The sequence below is a fragment of the Epilithonimonas sp. genome, assembly GCF_032055105.1.
Lineage (GTDB): Bacteria > Bacteroidota > Bacteroidia > Flavobacteriales > Weeksellaceae > Epilithonimonas.
In genome coordinates, this window is record NZ_DAMBRK010000009.1 from 61,706 (window position 1) to 86,055 (window position 24,350).

The window sequence follows — 24,350 nt, forward strand, 5'->3', positions numbered from 1 at the left end:
TTGTTAATGCTCATTTTCAAATTACCCGATTCCGATATTTTCTACACTTTGGAAAAATCTCAGGAAAAAAATGTTTCTTTTGTAAGTTTTGATAACAAAACTGTTTTGGATTTTAAAGGTTCAATCCAAGAAATATCCAGAGAGAATATAGAAGGACAAAACATTTCTCCTAAAAGCAAAAGTCCTCTTATAGAAATAGGAAAAGAGACTCCAGAATCTTATGCCCTGAAAATAGCTCAAGCGAAAGACTTTATAGAACAGAATGAACTAAAAAAACTAGTTCTTTCCAGGAGAAAACTTTTGATGTATCTGGATATTGATTCTGAAAAAAAATTATCGCTAACAAAGAGTTTTCTAAAGTTTTGTGAAAGTTACCCTAATGCTTTTTGTTATTTGTTCGAAAAAAAAGGAGAAATCTGGATGGGCGGTTTTTCGGAAGTTCTGGGAAAATTTAACAAAAAGAATAATTCTTTTGAAACAATGAGCGTTGCAGGAACAGTTCCTGTGGAAGAAAGCTGGACTGATAAAGAGATAGAAGAGCAAAAAGCAGTGACTGACTATATACAATCTATACTGAAAAAGTTCTCTTCGAATCTAAAAACATCTACAACCAAAGACTTAATATCTGGAAATATAAAACATCTGAAAACTGATTTCTCAGCAGAGATAAGTCCAGAAAGTCTTGATAAAATCATCTCAGAGCTTCATCCCACACCAGCTGTTTGTGGCTTCCCAAAAGAACTCTGTGCTCAAGGTATAAAAAGTATAGAACATTTTAATCGTGAGTTTTACGCAGGTTATATCAAAGTTGAAACAGCAGATTTTATATATTACTTTGTGAATCTAAGATGCGCTAGCTTTTTCAAAAATTATGCTTTCTTATTTGTTGGTGGTGGCATTACATTGAAAAGCGATGCGGAAAAAGAGTGGCAGGAAACAGAATTAAAATCTCTGGCAATACAAAATAATCTTATATTTGAATAAGCAACACCAAAACAACTCATTAATCACAATAAAACACTCCAACCAATAAAATTAATATCAATATATTAATATTAATTGATTAATTTTACAAAAAACTGAGACGTATGAATCAGCTATTAAAATTAATCTTAACAGGAATTTTGATTCTCTGTTTTTTGAAAATGCCTCTCATTTTCTACAGATTTTCTGGATATATTTTATTCTCTGGTTTTGGATGGTTAGCATACGATTCATTTCAAAGAAAAGACCTCATAGATGTCAAGATTTTTGTGATTCTTGCATTACTCTACAATCCTTTTATAACATTACCGTTGCCACATTTTTTATGGGTTATCATTAATGTGATAGTGATCATAGGATTAATACTGAATATCCTTTTTGCAGAAGACAATCCTTACGAGGATCAAACAAAAAAAGATGACTAATAGTTTTAGTCATCTTTTTTTGTTTTTTACAATCCTACTTCTAACTTGAAAGTGGCATTAATTTTCAATTTCATAATATCATCAACATCTTCTTCACGACCTTTAACTTTTAAAATAATAGAGTTTTGATTAGTTTTAAAATAGTTTAACAACTGTAAATCCGCGACCGGAGTAAAACTAATAGAAGAACTATTTGTGTTATTTGTAGATTCTGCCATAACAACCTCATCCAAATTAGGTGCTTTGATAAGTATTTTAGCATTTTTAATAACACTTAATGCCGTACTATCTTCAGAACTAACATAATCTATACTTAATAGACTTAGTTTAGCAGATTTTAGATTATTAATAGACAAGGACGGATACTCTTCTTTTATATCTGTATCAAAATTAATATTCAGCGGAATTTCTGGTATTGTAACCTCATTTATAGTATCGGCAATTACCAACGGAACTGTTATGTCTGTTGTAGTAGGAACTGAGAAAGGAATTGGTATAGAGATATTTTCAACTATATCATCTACTTTACTACAGTTGTAAACAACACTTCCTGCCACTATAAGCATGGACATTAAAAATATACTTGCGGTTATTTTTCTCATAATTTCATTTTATAAACGTAAAAAACACGCCGGTATTGTTAATGATTAATGTTTTGAACATCTTTTGCAGAATGTTTGTATCTAAAAACAATAGCAAATAAAACCCCAATTACCAAGGCATAAATAGCAAATATATACCAACTAATTTCCCAGCCTTTCAATTGTTCTATAATATCCGTCTTAGAAAAGACAAAATGATTCACAACCTCACCAGCAACTAGCATCCCTAAAGTAGCACCAAACCCATTGGTCATCATCATAAAAACACCTTGTGCACTAGATCTAATCTCAGGAGATGTTTCTTTATCTACAAACAATGAACCTGAAACATTGAAAAAATCAAATGCAACACCATAAACAATCATTGATAATACAAACATCCAAACATTAGATCCTGGATCTCCTAATCCAAAAAGACCAAATCTCAGAAACCAAGCAAACATAGACATCAACATCACTTTTTTGATTCCGAATTTTTTTAAGAAAAATGGAATTAACAGAATACAAAGTGTCTCTGAGACCTGTGACAAAGAGATCAATGCATTAGCATTATTTGCTCCCCAGCTATTTGCATAATTGGGAACATCCTTAAAACTGGTGATAAAAGGATTAGCATAACCATTTGTTATCTGTAGAGACACTCCCAGGAACATAGAGAAAATGAAGAAAATAGCCATCTTCCTTTCCTTGAACAATGCAAAAGCTTTAAGTCCAAGAGCATCAGAAAGCGATTTTTTTTCTTCATTATTGCTAATGGAAACATTGGGTAATGTAAAAGAATAAAGGAATAAAAGCAATCCTAAAATTGCAGAAACAAAAAATTGATTATAATTATTCTGGAAACTTAAAAAATTTTTATCTCCCGAAAAGCTAATAGAAAACTGCCCATCTAAAGTTCCTGCAAAATTTACAAACAACATTGCAAAGATAAAACCAACTGTCCCTAGAGTTCTAATTGGAGGGAAAGCCTTAATAGTATCAAAACCATTACTTACAAGTATTCCATAAGCAGAAGAATTGGAAAGAGCAATAGTTGGCATATAGAATGCCACACTTACCGAGTATAAAGAGAATAATGTAGAAAAATCAACATTAGAGCCAGAAGTCATTCCATAATAGCCAGCAGCAGCAAGAAAAACGGCAGCAGCTAAATGACATATACCTAATAATTTTTGAGCAGGAACCCATCTGTCTGCAATAATTCCCATTATTGCTGGCATAAAAATAGAAACAATCCCCTGCATAGCATAAAAAAGTCCAATTTTTGAACCAAGTCCTACTGCACCGAGATAATTCCCCATCGATGTCAAATAGGCTCCCCAAACTGCAAACTGCAGGAAATTAAGTATAATTAATCGTAATTTTAAATTCATATCTTAAAATGATAATATATAATATATTTATTCTATTTTTTTATTTCTTCTTTTGATTTCCTCTTGTAATCTAAGAGCTGTGTCGTAATCTTCTTCTTTTACAGCATCATTCAACAATAGATTTAATTCTTCCAAAGAGATTCCTGACAAATCATTGAAGTCTGAAATTTCATCAGAACCTAAATCTTCATCTCCTACTTTTGGAGTTTCATCAAGTTCTAATAATATCCCCGCTTCATTCAAAACTTCAGAAGTAGTAAAAATAGGTGCATCAAAACGAACAGCCATTGCAACAGCATCAGAAGTTCTTGCATCCAGAATCAATTCCTCGTCAGTTAATGGATTTTTGAAATTGATGTTTGAAAAGAAAACGCCATCTTTGATCTGATAGATAATAACCGATTCTAAATTAAAACCAGTATTCTTAACAAATTTTGTAAATAAATCGTGAGTCAAAGGACGAGGTGGAGTAATGTCTTTTTCTAATCCTAAAGAAATGGATTGTGCTTCAAAATTCCCAATAACAACAGGCAGTTTGACCGATGTTTCTTCATGTTCCAACAACAGCGCGTAAGCTCCCGATTGGGTTTGGCTGTAGGAGATTCCTCTGATGATTAATTTTTTATAATCCATTCAGCAAATATAAAATTTTTTGTTAATTCCTATTTAACATTTGAAGATTATTACCATGTTTCCGTTGGAAAATCATTATAATTTTTAAAGTTTGAAATACAATATTAGAATTTGATCTCTACATAGAAACAAAAAACCTGAGCAAAAACTCAGGTTCTTAATATATTTCAAAAATTGATTAGCCTTTCAAAGCTTTGATTTTCTCCGTCAATGCAGGAATAATCTGGAATGCATCACCCACTACTCCATAATCCGCAGATTTGAAGAAAGGCGCTTCTGGATCATTATTGATAACAACAATCGTCTTAGAACTGTTAACACCCGCCAAATGCTGAATGGCGCCAGAAATACCAACTGCTACATATAGATTTGGAGAAATTGCTTTTCCTGTTTGTCCAACGTGCTCGTTGTGTCCTCTCCAACCGATATCGGAAACTGGTTTTGAACAAGCTGTCGCCGCACCAAGAACATTTGCCAAATCTTCAATCATTCCCCAATTTTCAGGACCTTTAAGACCTCTACCTGCAGAAACTACAATCTCTGCTTCTTTAAGGTCTAATTTACCAGAAGACTGTTCGTGATTAATCACTTTTGTATCTTCATTTGCAATGCTCAATTCTTTTACTTCTTCAGAACCTGAAGCTGCATTTTCTTTAACACCAAAAGCATTTTGAGAAACAGTTACAATAACTCCAGCTGCATCAGCTTTTGCGTGCATAAAACCTTTTCCTGAGAAAGCTCTTCTTTTCACTTGGAAAGGCGAAGTACTTTCAGGAACATCAATCACATTCGTAATCAATGAATAATTTTTTTGAATCGCTAACATTGGCGCGATAGAAGAAGCATCTGTTGTATGAGGAAAAACGATAATATTTCCGTCAGCAATTTGACCAACCGCTTCTGCATAAGCCTTAGAACTAAAATTCTTAAGACCTGCATCTTTTACATTAACCACTTTATCTGCTCCATATTTGTAAAGCAAATCTGAAGAATCTGTCGGGTTAATAGAAATTGCAGTCACTGAATCTCCAGTTTTTCCTGCAATAGCTTTTGCATAAGAAACAGCTTCAAATGCTGCTTTTTTGTAAACTCCGTTTATATTTTCTGCGTATACGAATACTGCCATTTTGTTTGATTTAAAAGATTAATAATTAAATTACTTTCGCTTCTTCGTGAAGTAATCTTACCAACTCATCTAGGTTATCTGCAGAAACCAATTTCACAGCCGCTCTTGGTGCAACACTGTCAAAAGAAACTGCTTCAACTTTCACTTCAGAATTTGAAGGTTCCAAAACATTAAGAGCTTTTGTTCTTGCGGACATAATTCCTCTCATATTCGGGATAATCAAATCTTTTTCGTCAACCAAACCTTTTTGTCCTGCAACAACAGCCGGTAATTTCACAGAAATAGTTTCTTTACCGCCTTCGATTTCTCTAACTGCAGTCGCTTCTGAACCGTTAACCTCTAATCCAACACTTGCATTAACGAAAGGAATATTAAGTAATTGAGCCACCATTCCAGGAACTGCTCCACCGTTATAATCGATAGATTCTTTTCCTGTAAGAATTAGGTCATAACCTCCGTCTTGAGCCACTTTTCCAATTTCTTTTGCAACAGAGAAACTATCTTTAGCTTCTGCGTTAACTCTCACTGCATCATTCGCTCCGATTGCCAAAGCTTTTCTGATAACAGCTTCTGTTCCTGCATCTCCAACGTTAACAACCGTTACAGTTGCACCTTGGGATTCTTGTAATTTTATAGCTTTTGTTAAAGCAAACTCATCTAATGGATTAATTACCCACTGGATTCCGTTTTTGTCAAACGCAGATTTATCTGCTGTAAAATTAATTTTACTTGTAGTGTCCGGAACGCTACTGATACAAACTAATATTTTCATCTGTTAAATATATTTTTAATTAATTATCGAAAAAAAAATCAATCTTAACGATAACATTTGATGTTACTAACTGTGGCTAATATATATAAAAAATACTATGCATGCATAATTTATTGTTATTTATTAAATAACATCGAAAACTGCTTTAACAAAAGGGTATTTAGATTCTTTATAAATAAATTTGTCCTTTTTAAGGCGATTTAAAGGATTCTAAGCGCAACAAAAATCAAAGCCGAATTATAGAATTTTCAAAAAATCAATAATTTTTATTTCTTTACCTGACTTGCTCTGAATTCAATTTTACTTGGCAAAACACGTGGATTCATATTCAACATATCAAGGATAAGATTTCCCATATCTTCTGGTTGGATTTTCCACTCGTCTTTTTCCGAAGGTACATTTCCATTGAAATAAGTAGCAACAGAACCTGGCATTATTACAGACACTTTGATGTTATATTTTCTAAGGTCAATCATCGCAGCCTGTGTAAAACCAACAACTCCGAATTTTGAAGCGTTATAGCCAGCACCATTTTCAAAGAAGTTCGTACCAGCAAGACTTGCAATCGTAATGTAATAACCTTGAGATTTTTTAAGTTCTTCAACAGAAGCCTTTAGAGTGTAGAAACATCCTGTCAAATTAGTTTCCTGCATTGCATTCCAATCTTCGATTGACAATTCATCAACTGGTTTGAAAATTCCTAAACCTGCGTTTGCTATAACAACATCTATTCTTCCGAACCTTTCCGCAATTTTAGAAACTGCATTTTCCTCATCTCCGAAATTTCTAACATCTGAACTTACTCCAAAAACACTTTCTGAAATGGTTTTAAGTTCAGAAACAGCTTTATCAACATCTTCTTGTTTTCGTCCGCTAATAGCCACTTTGTGACCGTTTTTCAATAATACTTCTGCGATTCCGAAACCTATTCCTTTGGTTCCACCTGTGATATAAATAACTGTTGACATAATTTTAAATTTTATTTAATTAAATTTTTCTCGCAGATTAAGCAAATTTTGCAGATTAATAAGAGAAAATCGGCTTAATCAACGAGACTGAAATTTTAGTCTGACTGTATCTATTGATTAATATTAAACAAAAAAGACAGCCTCAACTGTCTTCAATTTTTCTTACCCTTGAGCATAAAACTCAAAGAAATAAGGGATACTTTCGATTCCTTTATAATAATTGTACAATCCGTAATGTTCATTAGGTGAATGAATAGCATCTGAATCCAATCCAAATCCCATAAGAACGGATTTAGCGCCAAGAACTTTTTCGAACAAAGAGGTAATTGGAATACTTCCTCCACTTCTGTAAGGTAGAACTTCTTTTCCGAAAGCTTTTTCCATTGCTTTTTTAGCAGCCAAAAACTCTTTGGTATTACTTTCTAAAACATAAGGCATTCCTCCGTGATGTGGTGTCACTTTTATTTTAACACTTTTCGGAGCGATTTTCTCAAAATATCTTGTGAACTTTTCCGTAATTTCTTCAGGTGTTTGATTTGGAACCAATCTCATTGAGATTTTAGCAAAAGCTTTAGAAGCAATTACCGTTTTTGCACCTTCTCCAGTGTAACCGCCCCAAATTCCGTTCACATCAAGAGTTGGCCGAATCGAAGCTCTTTCCAAAGTTGTATAACCTTCTTCTCCTTGGATATCATTAAGATTAATTGATTTCTTGTAAGCTTCTGGATCGTCTTTCAGTTTGTTCATTTCCTTTCTGTCTTCATCGGAAACAACCAGAACATTATCATAAAAACCATCGATTGTAATGTGTCCTTTGTCATCAATCAAATCTCCAATCATTTTTGACAGAACATTGATTGGATTCGGAACTGCACCTCCATAAAGCCCAGAATGTAAATCACGATTTGGACCTTCTACCTCAACTTCTACATAACTCAAACCTCTCAAACCTGTTGTAACCGTTGGCTGTTCATTAGAATAAATATGAGTATCAGAAATTAAAATAACATCGCAACTCAATTTTTCTTTATGGTCTTCTAGGAAATCTGCCAAACTTGCAGAACCTACTTCTTCTTCTCCTTCAATCAAAAACTTAACATTACAAGGAAGTGAATCTGTTTTCATCATTGCCTCGAAAGCTTTGACGTGCATAAAGAATTGTCCTTTATCATCCGCAGAACCTCTTGCGAAAATTGCGCCATCTGGATGAAGTTCAGTCGTTTTTACAACTGGCTCAAACGGGTCACTTGTCCATAATTCCAATGGGTCAGCTGGCTGAACGTCATAATGACCGTAAACTAAAACCGTTGGCAAATTAGCATCAATTATTTTTTCTCCAAAAACAATTGGATAACCTTTGGTTTCAAGCGTTTCTACATTGTCTGCTCCAGCAACTTTTAGGTGTCTTGCCACCTCATCTGCGCATTTCAGGACTTCGGATTTGTAAGCTGGGTCTGCGCTAATGGAAGCGATTCTAAGGATATCGAATAATTCATCAAGGAAACGTTGCTTGTTATCTTTGATGTATTGTTGTGTATTACTCATTTTTATTATAAATGATGATTGATAAATGATTTGAAACTTTATCAAGGATCTGAAACTTTGACAAAGTTGGTTCGTAAAAATAAAAAATGTCCTGCAAACGCAAGACATTTTTTGTTATAATATTTTTATAAAATTCTTAGTGATGTTCAGCCGGAGCTTCTGTTGTTGCTGGTTTTGCTTCCGGTGTTGCCACTTTTGCAGAATCTGCTACAACGTGAGAAACTGTTTTTGTAGAATCTGCAGTTGGGTTGTAAGTTCCGTGAGGTGCGTTAGGATCATCATATCTTACTACACCTTCTTCTTTTTTTAGACGGCCTTTATTACCTCCAGCAGGAAGATCACAAGATACAACTAAGATAGCAGAAGCCAGTAATATTACAGATTTTTTCATTTTTTATTATTTAACGTGTCAAAAGTAGTAAAATTGAGATTTTCTGCAAAATTATTTTTTGTAAAATGTACGATGTAAAAAGTAAAATGTAATCTATCTAATTAATTTTTCTTCTTTTCTTTACAAGTCTCTAATTGAAGAGGAAATGTTTCTACTTTGCGAAGCGCGCCCCGACTTGAGCGGAAATCCTTTTTACGTAACGCAGTGGAGCGAAAAGATTGGGAGCGGAAGGCGGATAAAGGCGCCCAAATAATTTGAATTATCATAAAAAACCTGACTCAAAATGAATCAGGTTTTGTTGTTTTATTTTTTTCTTTCGAGAACTTCGTCTACCATTCCGAAGCTTTTTGCTTCTTCTGATGTCATCCAGTAATCTCTGTCAGAAGCTTTTTCTACCCAGTCGTAAGTCTGCCCAGAATGGTTTGAAATGATATCGTACAATTCTTTTTTCAATTTCAGCATCTCTCTCAAATTGATTTCCATATCAGAAGCTACACCTTGTGCACCGCCAGAAGGCTGGTGAATCATTACTCGAGAATGTTTTAGGGCAGACCGTTTCCCTTTCTCTCCTGCAACCAAAAGCACCGCTCCCATAGATGCCGCCATACCTGTACAGATTGTTGCAACATCTGGCTTGATAATCTGCATCGTGTCATAGATTCCCAATCCTGCATAAACACTTCCTCCCGGAGAGTTGATATAAATCTGAATATCTTTCGCAGAGTCTGAACTTTCCAGAAACAATAATTGTGCTGTTACAATATTGGCAACCTGATCGTCAATCCCTGTTCCCAAGAAAATAATTCTATCCATCATTAATCTCGAAAAAACGTCCATTTGCGCCACGTTCATTCTACGTTCCTCCATAATGTAAGGCGTCAAATTGGTCGGATTGAACATTCCCATATATTGGTCTGTAACAAGACCGTTGTTTCCCATATGTTTTACTGAGAAATCTCTGAATTCTTTTTTAATGTCCATATTAATTTGTATAATCTCTTTTAGTTTTTACTAATATCATTCCAAACAAATGTAAGGACATTCTGGCAGAAATGGAAATCAGAAAAGACAGAAAATCAAAAACCCGCAAAATAATTTGCAGGTTTTCTATATATAAAAAGTTAGTTTTGGAAATTTAGAGATTATTCTAAGCAATTCTAGTTTTTGGTTGTTCTTATTTTGAAATGATATGTGCTTTCTACAAATTTTGTTGTACGAGCATTATTAAGAACATTCATATTCATTCTATATCTGCATTTGACTTAAAAAGGGGATAAGAAAAATAAAAAGTCTCGTTGGTAGATGCAAAAGTTGCAGAAACAACATAAGTTTCGGCATTAATACTGAAAGGATAAAAATCTAAATGTTCACAATTATATTTCTTTCCCAATCTGGCGTCTTGAATTTTAAATGGAGATTGTCTCCAACAGTAATATTTTCCGAAGTTTGCGCTACTGAATCTTCTCTACCCTCATAGGACGATGAACAAGATGTTACAGCAATGGAAATCAACAAATAGCTAAGCGAAAAAAAATGGGTTTAAAAATAGTTTTCATAATTGGTTAGTTTTTTATGATTTTAAAAATTATTTAATATTTTTAATTTATTATGATAACTATGTGCCAATAGGCTGGAAACAATTATTTGAGACAGACCTTTGTCTTAAGCAAAAAGAATAGTTTTTTTTAGCCGTGACCACATCTTTACTATGGTTGAAAAGAATTGTTTGATAGGGTTTGGAAAAAGTGATGTTTTTCTGTGGAGATAGCTAACATCTGAATTCTGGAACACAATCTAACTATTAATTTTTTTGAAGTTCAATTGCAAAATTTAAAATTACCTACAATAAATACTTTTTTTCGTAGGACTAGACAGTAACAAATGTAATAGCCTCATCAAATCCTGTTGCCCGGAAAATGATTTTATCCATCATCAATCTTGAAAAATCGTTTATCTACGTAACCTTCTTCCTACACTACTTTAAATTGTAAAGCGTCAAATTAGTTGGGTTAAACATCTCATATAGTAGTCTGTAGCAAGACCGTTATTTCCCCAATATTTTACGGTGAAATCTATTTATTCTTTATTATCACCCAATAATATCTAAATATTTAAAATCTAGTTTGATTTTGTAATTTTATTCCAATGCTAAAGTTAGGAAATTTTGGTAGAAATAGAAATACTTTAAAAAAAATGAAAAAACTACAAAAAAATTCTTAGAAATTGAAATTGCTTATTTCCAATAGTTCCACACCACGCCATCGAAAACCGCTAATGTTTTACTTGTTTGATCAAAACAAATAGTTCCTGCTCTTGGCGATTTTATATTGAGATGTGGATTTGTAACTTTTGGTAAAACCAAAGCTTTGTCTGTAGCTTCTAGCACCAAAACACCAGTAGCTCCCGAAGTTGCTTCACCATTAGCTTTCACATTACCAATTACTAGGCCAGACCCTATTTCCGAAGAGCTATTTATTACCGTAGCAGTTGTTGTACTTACGCCTGAATTGGTTTGTTCAGCAAGGCTACCAGAATCACTTAGGTCTTTCCAAACCTCGTTTTCAAATACTTTGACTTTTTGCTGACCCGTTCTTCCATCCATAACAAAAGTGCCATTGGCAGGAAAAACAGGCAAAGTCGTGATTACAGGAAGGATTATACCTTCGTTTTCTTGCCCAAAATCTAAAATAACATTTGTATTTACAGATGTTTTACCTATTGCCACTTGCGCTTTACTATTAATACTGAAAGCCAGTAAAATTAATATTAAGGTCTTAATTTTCATAATTATTTTCATCACTAAATTAATTATTCGTTACACGTTTTTTCGATGCAATGCCAAGATCCTATGTTTGTACTATTATCTATAGTGTAAAGTTTGATACATTTATCTCCTGTATCATAAATCAGCATACCTTCTACCGGACTATTGATAGATGCAGCTAAAGTTCTTGTAATTACAAATCCTTTGTTTGTTGACTCCAATACGATATGTCCATTTGGGACATTTTCTGGCCAAAGCGCCATTTTTGTGCTCTGAGTTGTTATACCAACCTTAGAATAGGAATCTGGTGTACCTCCCATTGCTGGCTTTGTACAAACCGAAGTTGTTGCGGTACAATCTGGATCCTGAACCGTGGCATCAATAGAAGTCCCTATTCCTTGCAGAGTAATACCTGTGATAATACCCGTGGCAGGATCAACATTTCCTGAAATTTGACCAGATGTAAGATTAGAGGTTTTGAAATTGCCCGATCCTTCTATTGCATCAAAACAAGTGTCATTATCACTATCAAGATCTTTATAATTCGGCGTTCCGTCTCCGTCGGTATCTGTAGGAATTACAAAAGCACCGCAAGGTGAGTTGTATACCAAGCCATAAAGTTTAACTCCTCTTGCTTTAGAAACAGACATCCTTAAATAACTAATATTTGCACCTGTATCATTGATAAATCTGTACTCATGACTTTCATTCGATTCTATATTAGCAGTTCCTAATAACGCCAACTGCTCACCAGAAACATTTGAATTATAAACGGAAACCACTACATCTGTATGCCAAGTATCAATCTTAGAAAGCATCACAGTAAAGGTCTTTCCGCTCGGGATCATTTGTGATGGCTGAACTAAAACAGCACTTGGATTTGACCAGTCTACCCCTACCGACGCAAAATCAGCATCTGGAACGCCTGTTGCATTTGAAAGATTTTCTGAATACCCGCCAAGGCTTGATACAGAACTAGCATAAACAGAAGTTATACAATTACCATCAATAGGATCATGCAAACCGTTTTTATTTATATCTACGAATAATCCCAAATCTATTTTACCGTCGTTATCAGAATCTAATTGCCCAAGACCAGCTTCTACAACATCAGGGATACCATCGTTATCTGAATCCGAATCTCTATAATCTAGAACACCATCACCATCTGTATCGCTTGTCCCTTCTTTAGAGTTAGGAATACCATCGTTATCAACATCTAAATCACAAGTATCTGGAATACCATCACCGTCCAAATCAACAGTACTAGTAGATAATGTTAAAGTTGCTGTAACGGTTACTTTTTCCGAAACTCTTTTTGTACTAGTGTCTGTTAATGTGTAATAAGCATTATCTGTTCCAGTAAAACCAGCTACCGAAGTAAAAGTTAATACACCTGTGGAAGGATTGTACACCCATTTGCCTTTGCCCGAGTTTGTAAAGGTATTATCTGAAGCAACATTTCCGAAACTATCATATAGTTGAACTACTACATTAGATGTTGTTGCTTGAGTATTATTATATATTTTATCATTGGCTAAAATAGAAATAGATAAAATTGTAGATGGTGAAAACGAACATACTTCTGCCTCTGCTTTATCATTTAAAGGTACGGGAGATCCTTCATAGGTTATTTTAACTGTTGCTCTATTTGTAGTTCCATTTTCAGAACCTGGCCCATACGGCGTTGAACTATTACCTGACAGTGGATAAGTTTTATCAACTACAGTATAACTAATTATACTTGGATTACCATTGAAACCAGAAATTGGTGTAAATGTTAATAAACCTGTGCTAGAATTATAAGACCATTTCCCTTCTCCTACAACTGTATAACTAGTAAGATCTCTAATCCCAAATAATCTAAAATCTACTTGAGAAGCAATTGGCGTTTCGCCATTATAAAGTTTATCATTTTTAAGAATATCTACTGCAACTGCTCCTAAGGGTTGGTTTAACTTTTCGTCGTTATTTGCAACAGGCTCTGCACGCGGTTGACAATTGGTATTATAAATAGTGCCACCAGGAGATGCGGTTCCCAAATCTTCAAATTTTATATCGTCAACAGAAAAGTCATTTCCCAAATCATAACTTCTCCCATTTGTTAAACGAACATAATACTTCATATCCACAGAAGAACAATCTGTAGGAATAAAGAAAACCGTCTCATACAAATTCCAATCAGCCCCAGAAAGAGACTGGCTGTTTTCTGCCAAGAGCGTGTTACCACTAGAACTCATTATTTGGCTTCTTACAATAGAAGAGTTATCTTGTGAATATGCATAATAACTTAATTTATAGTAATGCCCAGCAACTAAATTATTCTCTACCTTTCTACTGTAAAAAGCTGAAGTGGTTGTTCCCGCATTTACCAACATCGCCGCACCATTAGTATCACCAACTGTATGATCTTCTCTAATTTGCCAAATATCATACCCTTGATATGCAGATGGTACAGTCATAGAGCTTTTTAGGCTAGCTGGATCTATAACTACATAATAATTATTTTCTACAACATAAGCCATTAAAGCTTCATTAGTTCGATATGGGTTTTCAGATATTGTATTGGGATTATCTGTAGTATTGGGATCTGCATAGATAAAATATCCGAAACCAGACGGAGTGTAAATAGAAGGAATTCTGGTTGTAGTTTGCCCAAAATCTTCTAAAAAAATCGCTTGTGCTTTTATACCATAAAAGTATAACAAGACAAAAAATGTCAATAAATTTTTAATCATTTTTACGTGTTTTTTTTCCTTTATGAATTACTTTTATAAAAAAATAATTTTTATCGTACTGATAGATAAAAAATCGCAAGCCCTATGAACAATCTGAAATCAAATAAGATTGCAAAAAGATTGAGGAGTCTATAAAGGCCTACAAAAATTGTACAAATTTACCAATTTTCAACTGCTAATTACTAAACCCAAGTTCATTATTGAAAAAAAGCAAATAAAAACATAAATAACGTAATTTAAAATCTATGAAATAGCCCTAAATTGCAACATAATTAATTGTTACAACAAGATTTATAAAAAAAATACAAAAATGATTAACCAACTTTCAATTTTAAAAAAATTCCTTTGTCAGTTTTATCAGATACCAGATAATGAATGGGAATTTATTATGGATAAAATTGAATACAGAAAATTTCATAAAAAATGAAATAATCACACCACAGAACTCTGTAGAAAATTATGTACACTTTATTCTACAAGGTATCTCAAGGGTTTATTTTAACAATGGTGATAAGACCTACACTTTGGATTTTGCATTTAACAATAATATAACTTCGTCATATAGCTCTTTTTTTACAAGGTCACCATCCAGATTCAACTTAGAAGCCATAACAAACATGCAAGTTCTAAGTTTGTCGCATCATAATTTGGAGGAAATCCCAAAAAAACCAATCGCGGCAAGTCATATTGCAACAAAAATAACCGAAATGATCTTCATTGCAATAGAGAACAAGGAAATAAATAAAAACAGCAACAGAATTATACTTAGACTTCGTTAAAGATAGACCCCAAATCACGCAAATAATTCAGCTAAATCACATTGCCTCCTACCTTGGGATTACGCCTCAAGCATTAAGCAGAATTAGAAAAAAACTAGATTTAGAAAAAAATCAAAGTAATAATTTAAAGAATACGAAATAATTCGCTATCCAATTTATTTTTAAGTTGCGTTAATAAAATAATCTGCTGGTAAATAGTTGTATTATCGTCTTCTGTGCTGAGAGAATTTTTAAAATCATTAATTAATTTGACTATATATTCTCTTTTGTGTCGCAAAACGATATCCGAAACCATTTTAGGCAAAACTTCTTCCTCTGAACTGAAATAGATATTAAACTTGTTCCAATTGCTAGTTTGATAATTATCAATCAAAGCGTTTGCTAATTTGCCGGACATCTCTTCATCCATAAAATTAAAGAAAAATTGACCAGAACGGATTTCATTTTGCAAGATTCCTTCCTTAATTTCAGAAACAATTTTTTTATGAATATCCAATTGGATTTCGCAATCGTCTTCTTCCAAATGATTCAGAATTTCTTCAATAACTGTGATTTTATAATCATTTCCTTCAATATCTTTTCTTTCTAAAACTACATCGCCATATTTGAGCATCAAATCCACCAACTTCTCTTCCAATAATAAAAGTGGATTGACAGATATAAAAGCTTCCTGAACAATCTCTAGTTTCTGAGGTGCTTTTTTTTCTTCAAACTTTGGTTTTGATTCCTGCTGTTGCGTTACATTGGTTTGAATTTGAAGTTCATTAAATAAACTTTGTTCACTTAATCCAAATTTGTTGGAAACCTCTTTCAGATAAACTTCTCGCTTCAAAGCATTCTGAACAAATGAAACCGATTTTACAATATCACGAATAGATTCAGCTTTTCTAATCGGGTCATCTCCTGCATCACGAAGAAGAATTTCTGCTTTGAAATCAATAAAATCTTTGGCTTCTTTCTCAATGAAATTTTCAACGTATTCCTGCGGATGTTTTCTGGCAAAAGAATCGGGGTCGTCACCATCTGGAAACAATAAAACCCGAATGTTCATTCCTTCCGCTAACAACATATCAATGCTTCGGAAACTCGCTTTAATTCCGGCTTTGTCACCATCAAAAAGAATAGTAACATTTTCCGTTAATCTTTTGATGAGTTTGATTTGTTCCGTTGTCAAAGATGTTCCGGAACTTGCTACAACATTCTCAATTCCTGACTGGTGAAGCGAAACAACATCCATATAACCTTCAACCAAAAGACAAAGATTCTTTCTGGAAATGGATTGTTTACTTTGATTCAGACCATAAAGGACATTGGATTTATGATAAATCTCGGTTTCAGGAGAATTGAGGTACTTTGCCGTTTTGACATTATTCTTGAGAATCCTCGCACCAAAACCAAGAACTCGACCCGAAAAACTATGAATCGGGAAAACAACTCTATCACGGAATCTGTCAATCCCCGAAGGTGTATTTTCCGGAAAAATAGAAAGTCCGGATTTCTCTAGAATTTCTTTGGAATAAGATTTTCCGAGAGCAAACTCAGTAAAGGCACTTTTCTTTTCCGGCGAATAACCGAGTTGAAATTTCTTAATAATATCGTCTCTTAGTTCTCTTTCCTTGAAATAAGAGAAACCAATCATTTTTCCTTCTTCCGAATTCCAGAGTTGATCTTGAAAATAATCATTGGCAACCTCGTGGATCTTGTAAAGTAAATCTTTTTCGGTTTGGGACTGTTTTTCTTCTTCGGAATATTCTCGGATGTTTTCTTCAATCTCGATTCCGTACTTTTTCGCAGCATGACGAAGTGCCTCCGGATAAGTAAAACTTTCAATTTCCATCAAGAAAGAAATTGCGGTTCCACCTTTCCCCGTCGAGAAATCTTTCCAAATCTGCTTACTTGGCGAAACAACGAAACTTGGTGATTTTTCCTCATGAAAAGGACTCAGACCCTTGAAGTTAGAACCTGCTCTTTTCAGTTGAACATACTCCCCGATAATTTCTTCTACACGGATGGTAGAAAATATCTTGTCTATGGTTTCTTTGGTAATCAATCTTGGATAAAATTTAGAAAAAATTGAATTGGTAAAGTTAATACAAGTTGATTAATTATACTTAAAAACATTTAATAATTCAATTCTCAAAAGCTTATTTTTGTAAAAAATTAAAAGATGCAATTTACGATTCATCAACTTGAAGAATGGAAAAACATTGTTAATCAAATCATTCCAAATCTTCATCATAACATTTTATTATTAAAAGGGAATCTTGGAGCTGGAAAAACTACATTCAGTCAATTTTTGCTTAAAGAATTAGGAAGTACAGACGAGATATCTTCTCCAACCTACTCTATTATAAACGAATACGATACTCCGAAAGGAAAAGTTTACCACTTCGATTTGTATCGATTAAAATCCGTAGAAGAAGCTTACGATTTCGGGATTGAAGAATACCTTGACAATGCTTTTCTCTCGATTATCGAATGGCCAGAAATCTATATGGATGAGCTTGAAGCCTATGATTTCCACGAGATGAGCATCAATAATACAGAATCAGGAAGGGAAATCGAATTTAAATAACATTTAACATAATTTATTTTATCTTTGTTTTATATTATTGATTAATGTTTTGATTTTATGAGCAGCACATCAACCATATTTACACCTTTTTCTGAACAAGAATTGATTCCGAAAGAAGAGAAATTAGAAGTTGTAAAAAAGCAAGGAAAAGCTTTCAGTATTGGAGTTCCGAAAGAAACTTGCCTTAATGAAAAAAGAACCTGTCTTATTCCGGACGCTGTTCAAATATTAATCAATAATGGTCACAAAGTCATTATAGAAAGCGGTGCAGGTTTGGGCTCACATTTTCCGGATATTCTGTATTCAGAAGCTGGCGCAGAAATTACCAATGATCCAAAAGTGGCTTTTTCTCAAGACCTTGTTCTTAAAATCAATCCACCAACCGAAGAAGAAATCGAATATCTCAGACCAATGACGTATCTGATTTCTGCGCTTCAAATCAACCTAAGAGACAAAGATTACTTTATGAAATTGGCTTGTAAAAAAGTCAATGCAATTGCCTTCGAATTCATAATGGATGAGTACAAGCAGTTATCTTTAGTAAGATTAATCGGTGAGATTGCAGGAAGTGTTTCAATCCTTTACGCATCGGAACTTTTGGCAATGTCAAATGGATTGATGTTAGGTGGAATTACAGGTGTTAGGCCAACAGAAGTGGTAATTCTAGGAGCAGGAATCGTAGGAGAATTTGCAACTAAAGCGGCAATTGGATTAGGAGCAAGCGTTAAGGTTTTTGATAATTCACTTTCAAAACTGAGAAGACTTCATACTTTGGTTGACAGTCGCGTTCCAACTTCAATCATCGACCCAAAAGAACTGACAAAATCTCTTAGAAGAGCTGACGTTGTCATTGGCGCTTTACCAAGACTTAATCTACCTCCAGTCGTTACCGAAGATATGGTAATGAAAATGAAAAAAGGAAGTGTCATCATCGATATCACAATTGATAACGGAAAAGTGATTGAAACTTCAGAATTGACAACTACAGAAAATCCTTTCGTTGTAAAACACGGCGTAATCCATTGCGGACTTCCGAATTTGACTTCAAAAATGCCGAGAACTACAACAAAAGCTGTAAGTAATTTCTTTCTAAGTTACCTTCTTGGTTATGATGAAGAAGGTGGTTTCGAAAATATGCTGGTTCACAAAAACGAAATCAAACAATCGCTTTATATGTACAAAGGAAGACACACGAAACAGTTGATTTGCAACAAGTTCGACCTTCCTTATCACGACATCAATCTTCTGATTTTTTAAAATCAAACAATGCTTAAAAAACTTAAATTCTATACAATTGGACTAGTTCCGGGATTATTAATCGTTTTCTTTGTTCTTAATCAAAAAGGTGCGAGTTGTTCATACTTCCCGAATGACAGAGTGATTGCTGAGACTTTGACAAAAAATTTCATCTATTCTCCAGAGTTTCAAATAGAAATGGAAACGAGCAAAATTTCTGAACAATTTCTGAAAGACAGCATTATTACAAAAGGAGAAATCGATTTTGACCGAAGCAAACCTCAGAATGAACCTTGTCCAGAATATCTTTTGATTTACCCGAAAAAGAATCCAAGATTTGAAGTCAATTATTCTAAATGTAAGGAAACTGCAGAATTCAAAGGACTTAAAAAACTAAGATAAATGTTGATTTTAAATCTAATTTCTAAAGTCTAACATCTAATATTTATTTTATGAACGGCAAAAGTCTCCTTCTACCCGATTATCTTTTATTTGGTGGGATTTTTGTCATCTTTTTTTTGTTGGTTCTAAGTTTTTTTCTGTTTGGAAAATACAAATCAGTCAAGGCAAAAAATAAAATCCTAGAAGACAATTACAAAGCTATTGAAAGCAAACTCGACAATGTAAGATTGGAACACATCGAGACGAAACTTAATCCGCATCTTTTCAAAAATATCCTGAATTCGGTTCAGTCGCACGCTTATCAGACTTACATTTCGCTGGATAAATTAGCCAATATTCTTGATTATATTCTTTATGAAAGCAGTAACAAATTCGTTACACCAAAAGAAGAATTGGTGTTTGCAATGAATCTCATTGACATTAATAAAATCAAAATCAATCCATTATTTGATTTCAGAATTAAGACTAAAATCAATAAAGAAGATTCAATCTATTCTGAGAAAGTTTTTGCGCCGTTGATTTCTGTTGATTTGATTGAAAATGCTTTTAAACATACAGATTTTCTGGCTCAGGATTCATTTATTTCAATTAACTTAATTCTCGAAGACGGAAAATTTGAAATGAAAGTTTCCAACAAAATTTCGGACAAAAAACCGCTCGAAAAAGAGAACAGCGGATTCGGAAGCAAATCTTTTGACCAAAGACTGAAACTGATTTATAAGAATTATTACAAACTCAGTAAAAATATCAGTAATGATGTTTTCACAGCGCAATTAACCATTAATCTTTCAGAATTTTATGATAAAATGCGTTATTCTGGATGATGAATTACTGGCAATCAGCTACCTAAAACTTCTTTGCGACCAGATTGAAGGAATCGAAGTTGTAAGAGCCTTCAACAATCCTAAACTTTTCCTAGACGAAATTAATAATATAGACTGTGACCTTTGCATTCTCGACATCGAAATGCCGACTATGAATGGACTTCAAGTTGCTGAATTAATCAAGGACAAAAAAATAATTTTCACAACGGCTTATAAGGAATATGCGGCGGAAGCTTTTGACCTAGATGTTGTGGATTATGTGCGAAAACCAATCAAGAAAGAACGCCTGCAACAAGCTTTTGAAAAAGCCGAAAAACTGCTTAACGAACAGCAAAAAAATCAGTTTTTTGAATGGAATACCAATCTTGGAAAAACACGAATTTTTGTCAACGATATTATCTACATCAAAACTTCTGAAATTGACAGTAGAGACAAAGATTTGAGGCTGAAAAACAATTCCGAAATCATCCTTAAAAACTTAAGCTTCAAAAATTTATTAGAATTATTACCACAGAAAAACTTTGTTCAAATCAACAAAAAAGAAATGGTTAATATTCAGCATATTCAGGTTTTTTCTTCATCGGAAATTATTTTGGATATTAATACTTCTGAAGGAAATCCTGTGAAATTGAGTATTAGTGATGTTTTCAGAAATCAGGTTTCTGAAAAACTATCGAAATAATTTCAGCGCAGAATTTAGCCGTTTCATTACATTTTTCAATTGAAGATGAATTTCGTATTCAAAAACTTCTCAATTTTACATCTTGAAATCAAGTAAGATTTAAATGAAATTGCATATGAAAAAGTACAGAAATATTATATTTTACACCGTTACAATTGCGTTCTTCTCTTGTCTCGTATATTGGTTCTTGATACAAGGAAAAACGCTGGAAGCAGGCGAAAATATCATTATAAAAGAAAGCATAGGCACAATGTGGGAAAACTTTGCTGAGTCATTCTTAGCCAATCTTCATCATCCGTTAGCATTACTTTTAGCGCAAATCGTAACCATTATTTTGGTGGCGAGATTATTCGGTTGGATTTGTATGAAGATGAAACAGCCTTCTGTAATTGGAGAAATGATTGCGGGTATTGTTCTCGGACCTTCACTTTTAGGACTTTATTTCCCTGAATTTTCCGCTTTCCTATTTCCAAAAGAATCTTTAGGAAACTTACAGTTTTTGAGTCAAATCGGTTTGATTCTTTTTATGTACATCGTAGGAATGGAGCTGGATTTGAGTGTTCTTAGGAAGAAAGCACACGATGCAGTTGTTATCAGCCACGCGAGTATCATTATTCCGTTTGCTTTAGGAATTGGATTGTCTTATTTCATTTATAAGGAATTTGCACCGGATGGGATTCAGTTCAGTTCATTTGCGTTGTTTATTGCGATTGCGATGAGTATTACTGCTTTTCCTGTTTTGGCAAGAATCGTTCAGGAACGAAATCTCCAAAAAACAAAACTCGGAACTATTGTTATCACTTGTGCTGCGGCAGATGATATTACAGCCTGGTGTATTTTGGCGGCCGTCATTGCGATTGTAAAAGCTGGTTCTTTTGCAAGTTCAATCTATGTCATTCTAATGGCGATTGCTTACGTTTTTCTAATGATAAAAATCGTAAGACCTTTCTTGAAAAGAATCGGAGAATTGCAAGCTGGAAAAGGATTAATCAACAAATCTATCGTTGCGATTTTCTTTTTGACATTGATTATTTCTGCTTATGCGACAGAAGTTATCGGAATTCACGCATTATTCGGAGCTTTTATGGCAGGTGCGATAATGCCTGAAAATGTGAAATTCAGAAATCTTTTCATTGAGAAAGTTGAAGATGTTGCATTAGTTTTATTATTACCATTATTCTTCGTTTTTACAGGATTGAGAACTCAAATCGGACTACTGAATGACGGACATCTTTGGATGATTGCAGGGTTAATAATAGCAACTGCAGTTACAGGAAAATTTATTGGAAGTGCGTTAACTGCGAAATTTCTTAGAATCAACTGGAAAGACAGCCTTACCATTGGAGCATTAATGAATACAAGAGGTTTGATGGAATTGATTGTCCTTAATATCGGTTACGATTTAGGCGTTTTGAGTCCTGAGATTTTTGCGATGATGGTTATAATGGCGCTGTTTACCACATTTATGACCGGACCTTCATTAGATTTAATTAATTTTATCTTCAAAGGAAAAAAATCGATGATTGATGAAGAAACTGATGAAAACAGTGGAAAATACAAAGTCCTTCTTTCATTTGACACGCCTGAATCTGGAAGTACGCTTCTAAAATTAGCAGATAATTTCACTCATAAAATGAACGGAAACAAAAGTGTAACAGCAATGAATATTGCGCCTGTTGATGAACTTCACGCTTTTGATATTGAAGATTATGAGAAAGATTTATTCGAAGATGTGATTGATACTTCTCACGAATTGAAACTGGAAGTTACAACACTCTTCAAAGCTTCCAACGATATTGAAAATGATTTAGTAAACATCACGAACAAAGGTCATTATGATTTGCTTTTGATAATGTTGGGGAAATCGATTTATGAAGGAACTTGCTTGGAAAATTGCTTGGTTTTACGACTAAAATCATCAATCCCGGAAAATTATTAAACACGGTAAAAGGAAAATCTTATATTTTTAATTCCTCTCCTTTTGACGATTTTACGTTGAGTATTCTCGATAAAACGAATATTCCTGTCGGAATAATGGTTGACAAAAACTTCGAAAGTGCGGACAAAATCTTCATCCCGATTTTTGATTTGAGCGATTTTTATCTGGTTGAATATGCAAAAAGATTAATCAATAATAATGATTCTCAGGTTATCATTCTTGACGCTGCGGGACAAATCCGTAAGAATACAGAAATCCGTGAATTGATAAGAAACATCGAACATATCGCACCGAATCACATCACGCTTTACAACGAGAAAACTATTGAAAAAGATTTCTTGGAATCTCAGGATTTGATGTTGATTAGCAGTAGAAGTTGGAAAAGTCTGATTGATACAAAAAGTCTTTGGTTATCGGATATTCCGTCCACTTTAATTGTTTCGAATCCTTAAAATAAAACCACATAGACATATAGAATTATTAGCATTAAAAAGTCTAAATAACTATTTTACCTTAATCAAAACTTTGTAAACTATGTGTCTATGTGGTAAATTATAAAGTTTTTAATTTGAATTTTAGAAAATTAATTTCTATCTTCGTTTTGTGAAAACAACAAACAGAACATATTATTACGCAATTTTGACCCTGAAACAGGATTAGGATTCGTATGTAGAAATATCAAAACCTCGTCCTAAAGACGGGGTTTTTTCGTTAAAAAAATTGAAAATAAAATGAAGATAAGCATTATAGGAACAGGATTGATTGGCGGGTCTATCGCCTTGAAATTAAAAGAGAAAAACTTTACCAATTTCGTTTACGGAATTGACCAAAATGAAGAAAACCTCAACAAAGCTCTAGAACTCAATATCATTGATGAAAAAGCAGAGTTTGAAAATGGAATCAAGAATTCTGATTTGATTATCATTTCTGTTCCGGTAGATTCAGCAAAGAAAATATTACCAGATGTTTTGGATTTGATTAATGAAAATCAAACCGTAATGGACGTTGGTTCTACAAAATCTGGCATTGTAAATTTGATTAAAAATCATCCAAACAGGAAACGATTTGTCGCTTTTCATCCAATGTGGGGGACAGAAAATTCTGGTCCAATTGCTGCAACCAAAAACAGTTTTACAGGAAAAGCAGCCGTGATTTGTAACAAAGAAGAATCCGACAAAAATGCTCTGGAAATTGTAGAACAAGTCATCAATACTTTAGAAATGCATCCCATCTATATGAATGCTGATGCACACGATATTCACACAGCTTACATTTCGCATATTTCACATATTACCTCTTATGCGCTTGCTAACACAGTTTTGGAAAAAGAACGTGAAGAAGATACGATTTTTCAATTAGCGAGTTCGGGTTTCTCAAGTACAGTTCGTTTGGCTAAATCTCATCCTGAAATGTGGGTTCCCATTTTTCGTCAGAATAAAGAAAATGTTTTGGATGTTCTTAATGAGCATATTTCACAGCTTAGAAAATTCAAATCTGCTTTGGAAAAAGAGAATTTTGATTACTTGGAGGAATTAATTAGAAATGCGAATAAGATTCGGGGGATTTTGGATAAGTAAAATCTGAATGGAAAA

Annotated in this window: 21 protein-coding genes and 1 pseudogene; 10 read left to right on the plus strand and 12 right to left on the minus strand. The window is 33.7% G+C overall.

Annotation, left to right across the window (positions count from 1 at the left end; genetic code table 11):
• The first annotated feature begins 6 nt into the window (after window positions 1-6).
• The gene (locus tag RTY06_RS09370; RefSeq protein WP_312824450.1) at window positions 7-984 is read left to right on the plus strand and encodes a chorismate-binding protein; all 978 of its coding nucleotides are present in this window, start codon (window positions 7-9) and stop codon (window positions 982-984) included.
• 104 nt (window positions 985-1,088) lie between these two features.
• Window positions 1,089-1,409, plus strand: a complete 321-nt coding sequence (locus tag RTY06_RS09375) for a DUF6804 family protein (protein WP_312824451.1) — start codon at window positions 1,089-1,091, stop codon at window positions 1,407-1,409.
• A 26-nt stretch (window positions 1,410-1,435) separates the two neighbouring features.
• On the opposite strand, the gene RTY06_RS09380 is transcribed toward RTY06_RS09375, so the two are convergent.
• From RTY06_RS09380 to RTY06_RS09430, 11 genes are all read right to left on the minus strand, one after another.
• Window positions 1,436-2,011: a hypothetical protein gene (locus RTY06_RS09380; protein ID WP_312824453.1), complete on the minus strand. Its 576-nt coding sequence runs from the start codon at window positions 2,009-2,011 to the stop codon at window positions 1,436-1,438.
• Window positions 2,012-2,049: 38 nt separating this feature from the next.
• Entirely contained in the window at window positions 2,050-3,384 is a 1,335-nt protein-coding gene (locus RTY06_RS09385; RefSeq protein ID WP_312824454.1) for an MFS transporter, read from the minus strand.
• A 27-nt stretch (window positions 3,385-3,411) separates the two neighbouring features.
• On the minus strand, window positions 3,412-4,017 hold the full coding sequence (locus tag RTY06_RS09390) for a bifunctional nuclease family protein (RefSeq protein WP_312824455.1): 606 nt from the start codon (window positions 4,015-4,017) through the stop codon (window positions 3,412-3,414).
• A 178-nt stretch (window positions 4,018-4,195) separates the two neighbouring features.
• Window positions 4,196-5,143: an electron transfer flavoprotein subunit alpha/FixB family protein gene (locus tag RTY06_RS09395; protein WP_312824457.1), complete on the minus strand. Its 948-nt coding sequence runs from the start codon at window positions 5,141-5,143 to the stop codon at window positions 4,196-4,198.
• Between the two features lie 25 nt (window positions 5,144-5,168).
• Window positions 5,169-5,915: an electron transfer flavoprotein subunit beta/FixA family protein gene (locus RTY06_RS09400; RefSeq protein WP_312824458.1), complete on the minus strand. Its 747-nt coding sequence runs from the start codon at window positions 5,913-5,915 to the stop codon at window positions 5,169-5,171.
• Window positions 5,916-6,181: 266 nt separating this feature from the next.
• Complete coding sequence (locus RTY06_RS09405; protein WP_312824459.1) at window positions 6,182-6,883, minus strand: SDR family oxidoreductase; 702 nt, start codon at window positions 6,881-6,883, stop codon at window positions 6,182-6,184.
• A gap of 162 nt (window positions 6,884-7,045) precedes the next feature.
• Window positions 7,046-8,428, minus strand: a complete 1,383-nt coding sequence (locus RTY06_RS09410) for a dipeptidase (protein ID WP_312824460.1) — start codon at window positions 8,426-8,428, stop codon at window positions 7,046-7,048.
• A gap of 136 nt (window positions 8,429-8,564) precedes the next feature.
• Window positions 8,565-8,819 (minus strand): hypothetical protein, encoded by a 255-nt coding sequence (locus RTY06_RS09415; protein WP_312824462.1) that lies wholly within the window; start codon window positions 8,817-8,819, stop codon window positions 8,565-8,567.
• 303 nt (window positions 8,820-9,122) lie between these two features.
• On the minus strand, window positions 9,123-9,800 hold the full coding sequence (clpP, locus tag RTY06_RS09420; RefSeq protein WP_312824464.1) for an ATP-dependent Clp endopeptidase proteolytic subunit ClpP: 678 nt from the start codon (window positions 9,798-9,800) through the stop codon (window positions 9,123-9,125).
• Window positions 9,801-11,052: 1,252 nt separating this feature from the next.
• Window positions 11,053-11,604 (minus strand): hypothetical protein, encoded by a 552-nt coding sequence (locus RTY06_RS09425; protein ID WP_312824465.1) that lies wholly within the window; start codon window positions 11,602-11,604, stop codon window positions 11,053-11,055.
• A gap of 23 nt (window positions 11,605-11,627) precedes the next feature.
• Complete coding sequence (locus RTY06_RS09430; RefSeq protein WP_312824466.1) at window positions 11,628-14,291, minus strand: hypothetical protein; 2,664 nt, start codon at window positions 14,289-14,291, stop codon at window positions 11,628-11,630.
• A gap of 428 nt (window positions 14,292-14,719) precedes the next feature.
• Here RTY06_RS09430 and RTY06_RS09435 point away from each other — a divergent pair, with 428 nt between their 5' ends.
• Complete coding sequence (locus RTY06_RS09435; protein WP_312824468.1) at window positions 14,720-15,100, plus strand: cyclic nucleotide-binding domain-containing protein; 381 nt, start codon at window positions 14,720-14,722, stop codon at window positions 15,098-15,100.
• A 124-nt stretch (window positions 15,101-15,224) separates the two neighbouring features.
• Here RTY06_RS09435 and dnaG read toward each other — a convergent pair whose 3' ends face one another.
• Window positions 15,225-17,150 carry a DNA primase gene (gene dnaG, locus RTY06_RS09440; RefSeq protein ID WP_312824471.1) on the minus strand — a complete coding sequence of 642 codons (1,926 nt, stop codon included), beginning with the start codon at window positions 17,148-17,150 and terminating at the stop codon, window positions 15,225-15,227.
• Between the two features lie 117 nt (window positions 17,151-17,267).
• Here dnaG and tsaE point away from each other — a divergent pair, with 117 nt between their 5' ends.
• From tsaE to RTY06_RS09475, 7 genes and pseudogenes are all read left to right on the plus strand, one after another.
• A complete protein-coding gene (tsaE, locus tag RTY06_RS09445; protein ID WP_312824472.1) occupies window positions 17,268-17,675 on the plus strand; it encodes a tRNA (adenosine(37)-N6)-threonylcarbamoyltransferase complex ATPase subunit type 1 TsaE in 408 nt (135 codons plus the stop codon).
• A gap of 57 nt (window positions 17,676-17,732) precedes the next feature.
• The gene (locus RTY06_RS09450) at window positions 17,733-18,932 is read left to right on the plus strand and encodes an alanine dehydrogenase (RefSeq protein ID WP_312824474.1); all 1,200 of its coding nucleotides are present in this window, start codon (window positions 17,733-17,735) and stop codon (window positions 18,930-18,932) included.
• Between the two features lie 9 nt (window positions 18,933-18,941).
• Window positions 18,942-19,313 (plus strand): hypothetical protein, encoded by a 372-nt coding sequence (locus RTY06_RS09455; protein ID WP_312824476.1) that lies wholly within the window; start codon window positions 18,942-18,944, stop codon window positions 19,311-19,313.
• A 50-nt stretch (window positions 19,314-19,363) separates the two neighbouring features.
• Window positions 19,364-20,137 carry a histidine kinase gene (locus RTY06_RS09460; RefSeq protein WP_312824478.1) on the plus strand — a complete coding sequence of 258 codons (774 nt, stop codon included), beginning with the start codon at window positions 19,364-19,366 and terminating at the stop codon, window positions 20,135-20,137.
• Window positions 20,112-20,819 (plus strand): LytTR family DNA-binding domain-containing protein, encoded by a 708-nt coding sequence (locus RTY06_RS09465; protein WP_312824480.1) that lies wholly within the window; start codon window positions 20,112-20,114, stop codon window positions 20,817-20,819. The genes RTY06_RS09460 and RTY06_RS09465 overlap by 26 nt, the downstream gene beginning before the upstream one ends.
• A 115-nt stretch (window positions 20,820-20,934) precedes the next feature.
• Window positions 20,935-23,210 (plus strand): annotated as a pseudogene (locus tag RTY06_RS09470) (cation:proton antiporter).
• A 279-nt stretch (window positions 23,211-23,489) separates the two neighbouring features.
• Window positions 23,490-24,335, plus strand: coding sequence for a prephenate dehydrogenase (locus RTY06_RS09475; protein WP_312824481.1), 846 nt, complete (start codon window positions 23,490-23,492; stop codon window positions 24,333-24,335).
• Window positions 24,336-24,350: the final 15 nt, after the last annotated feature.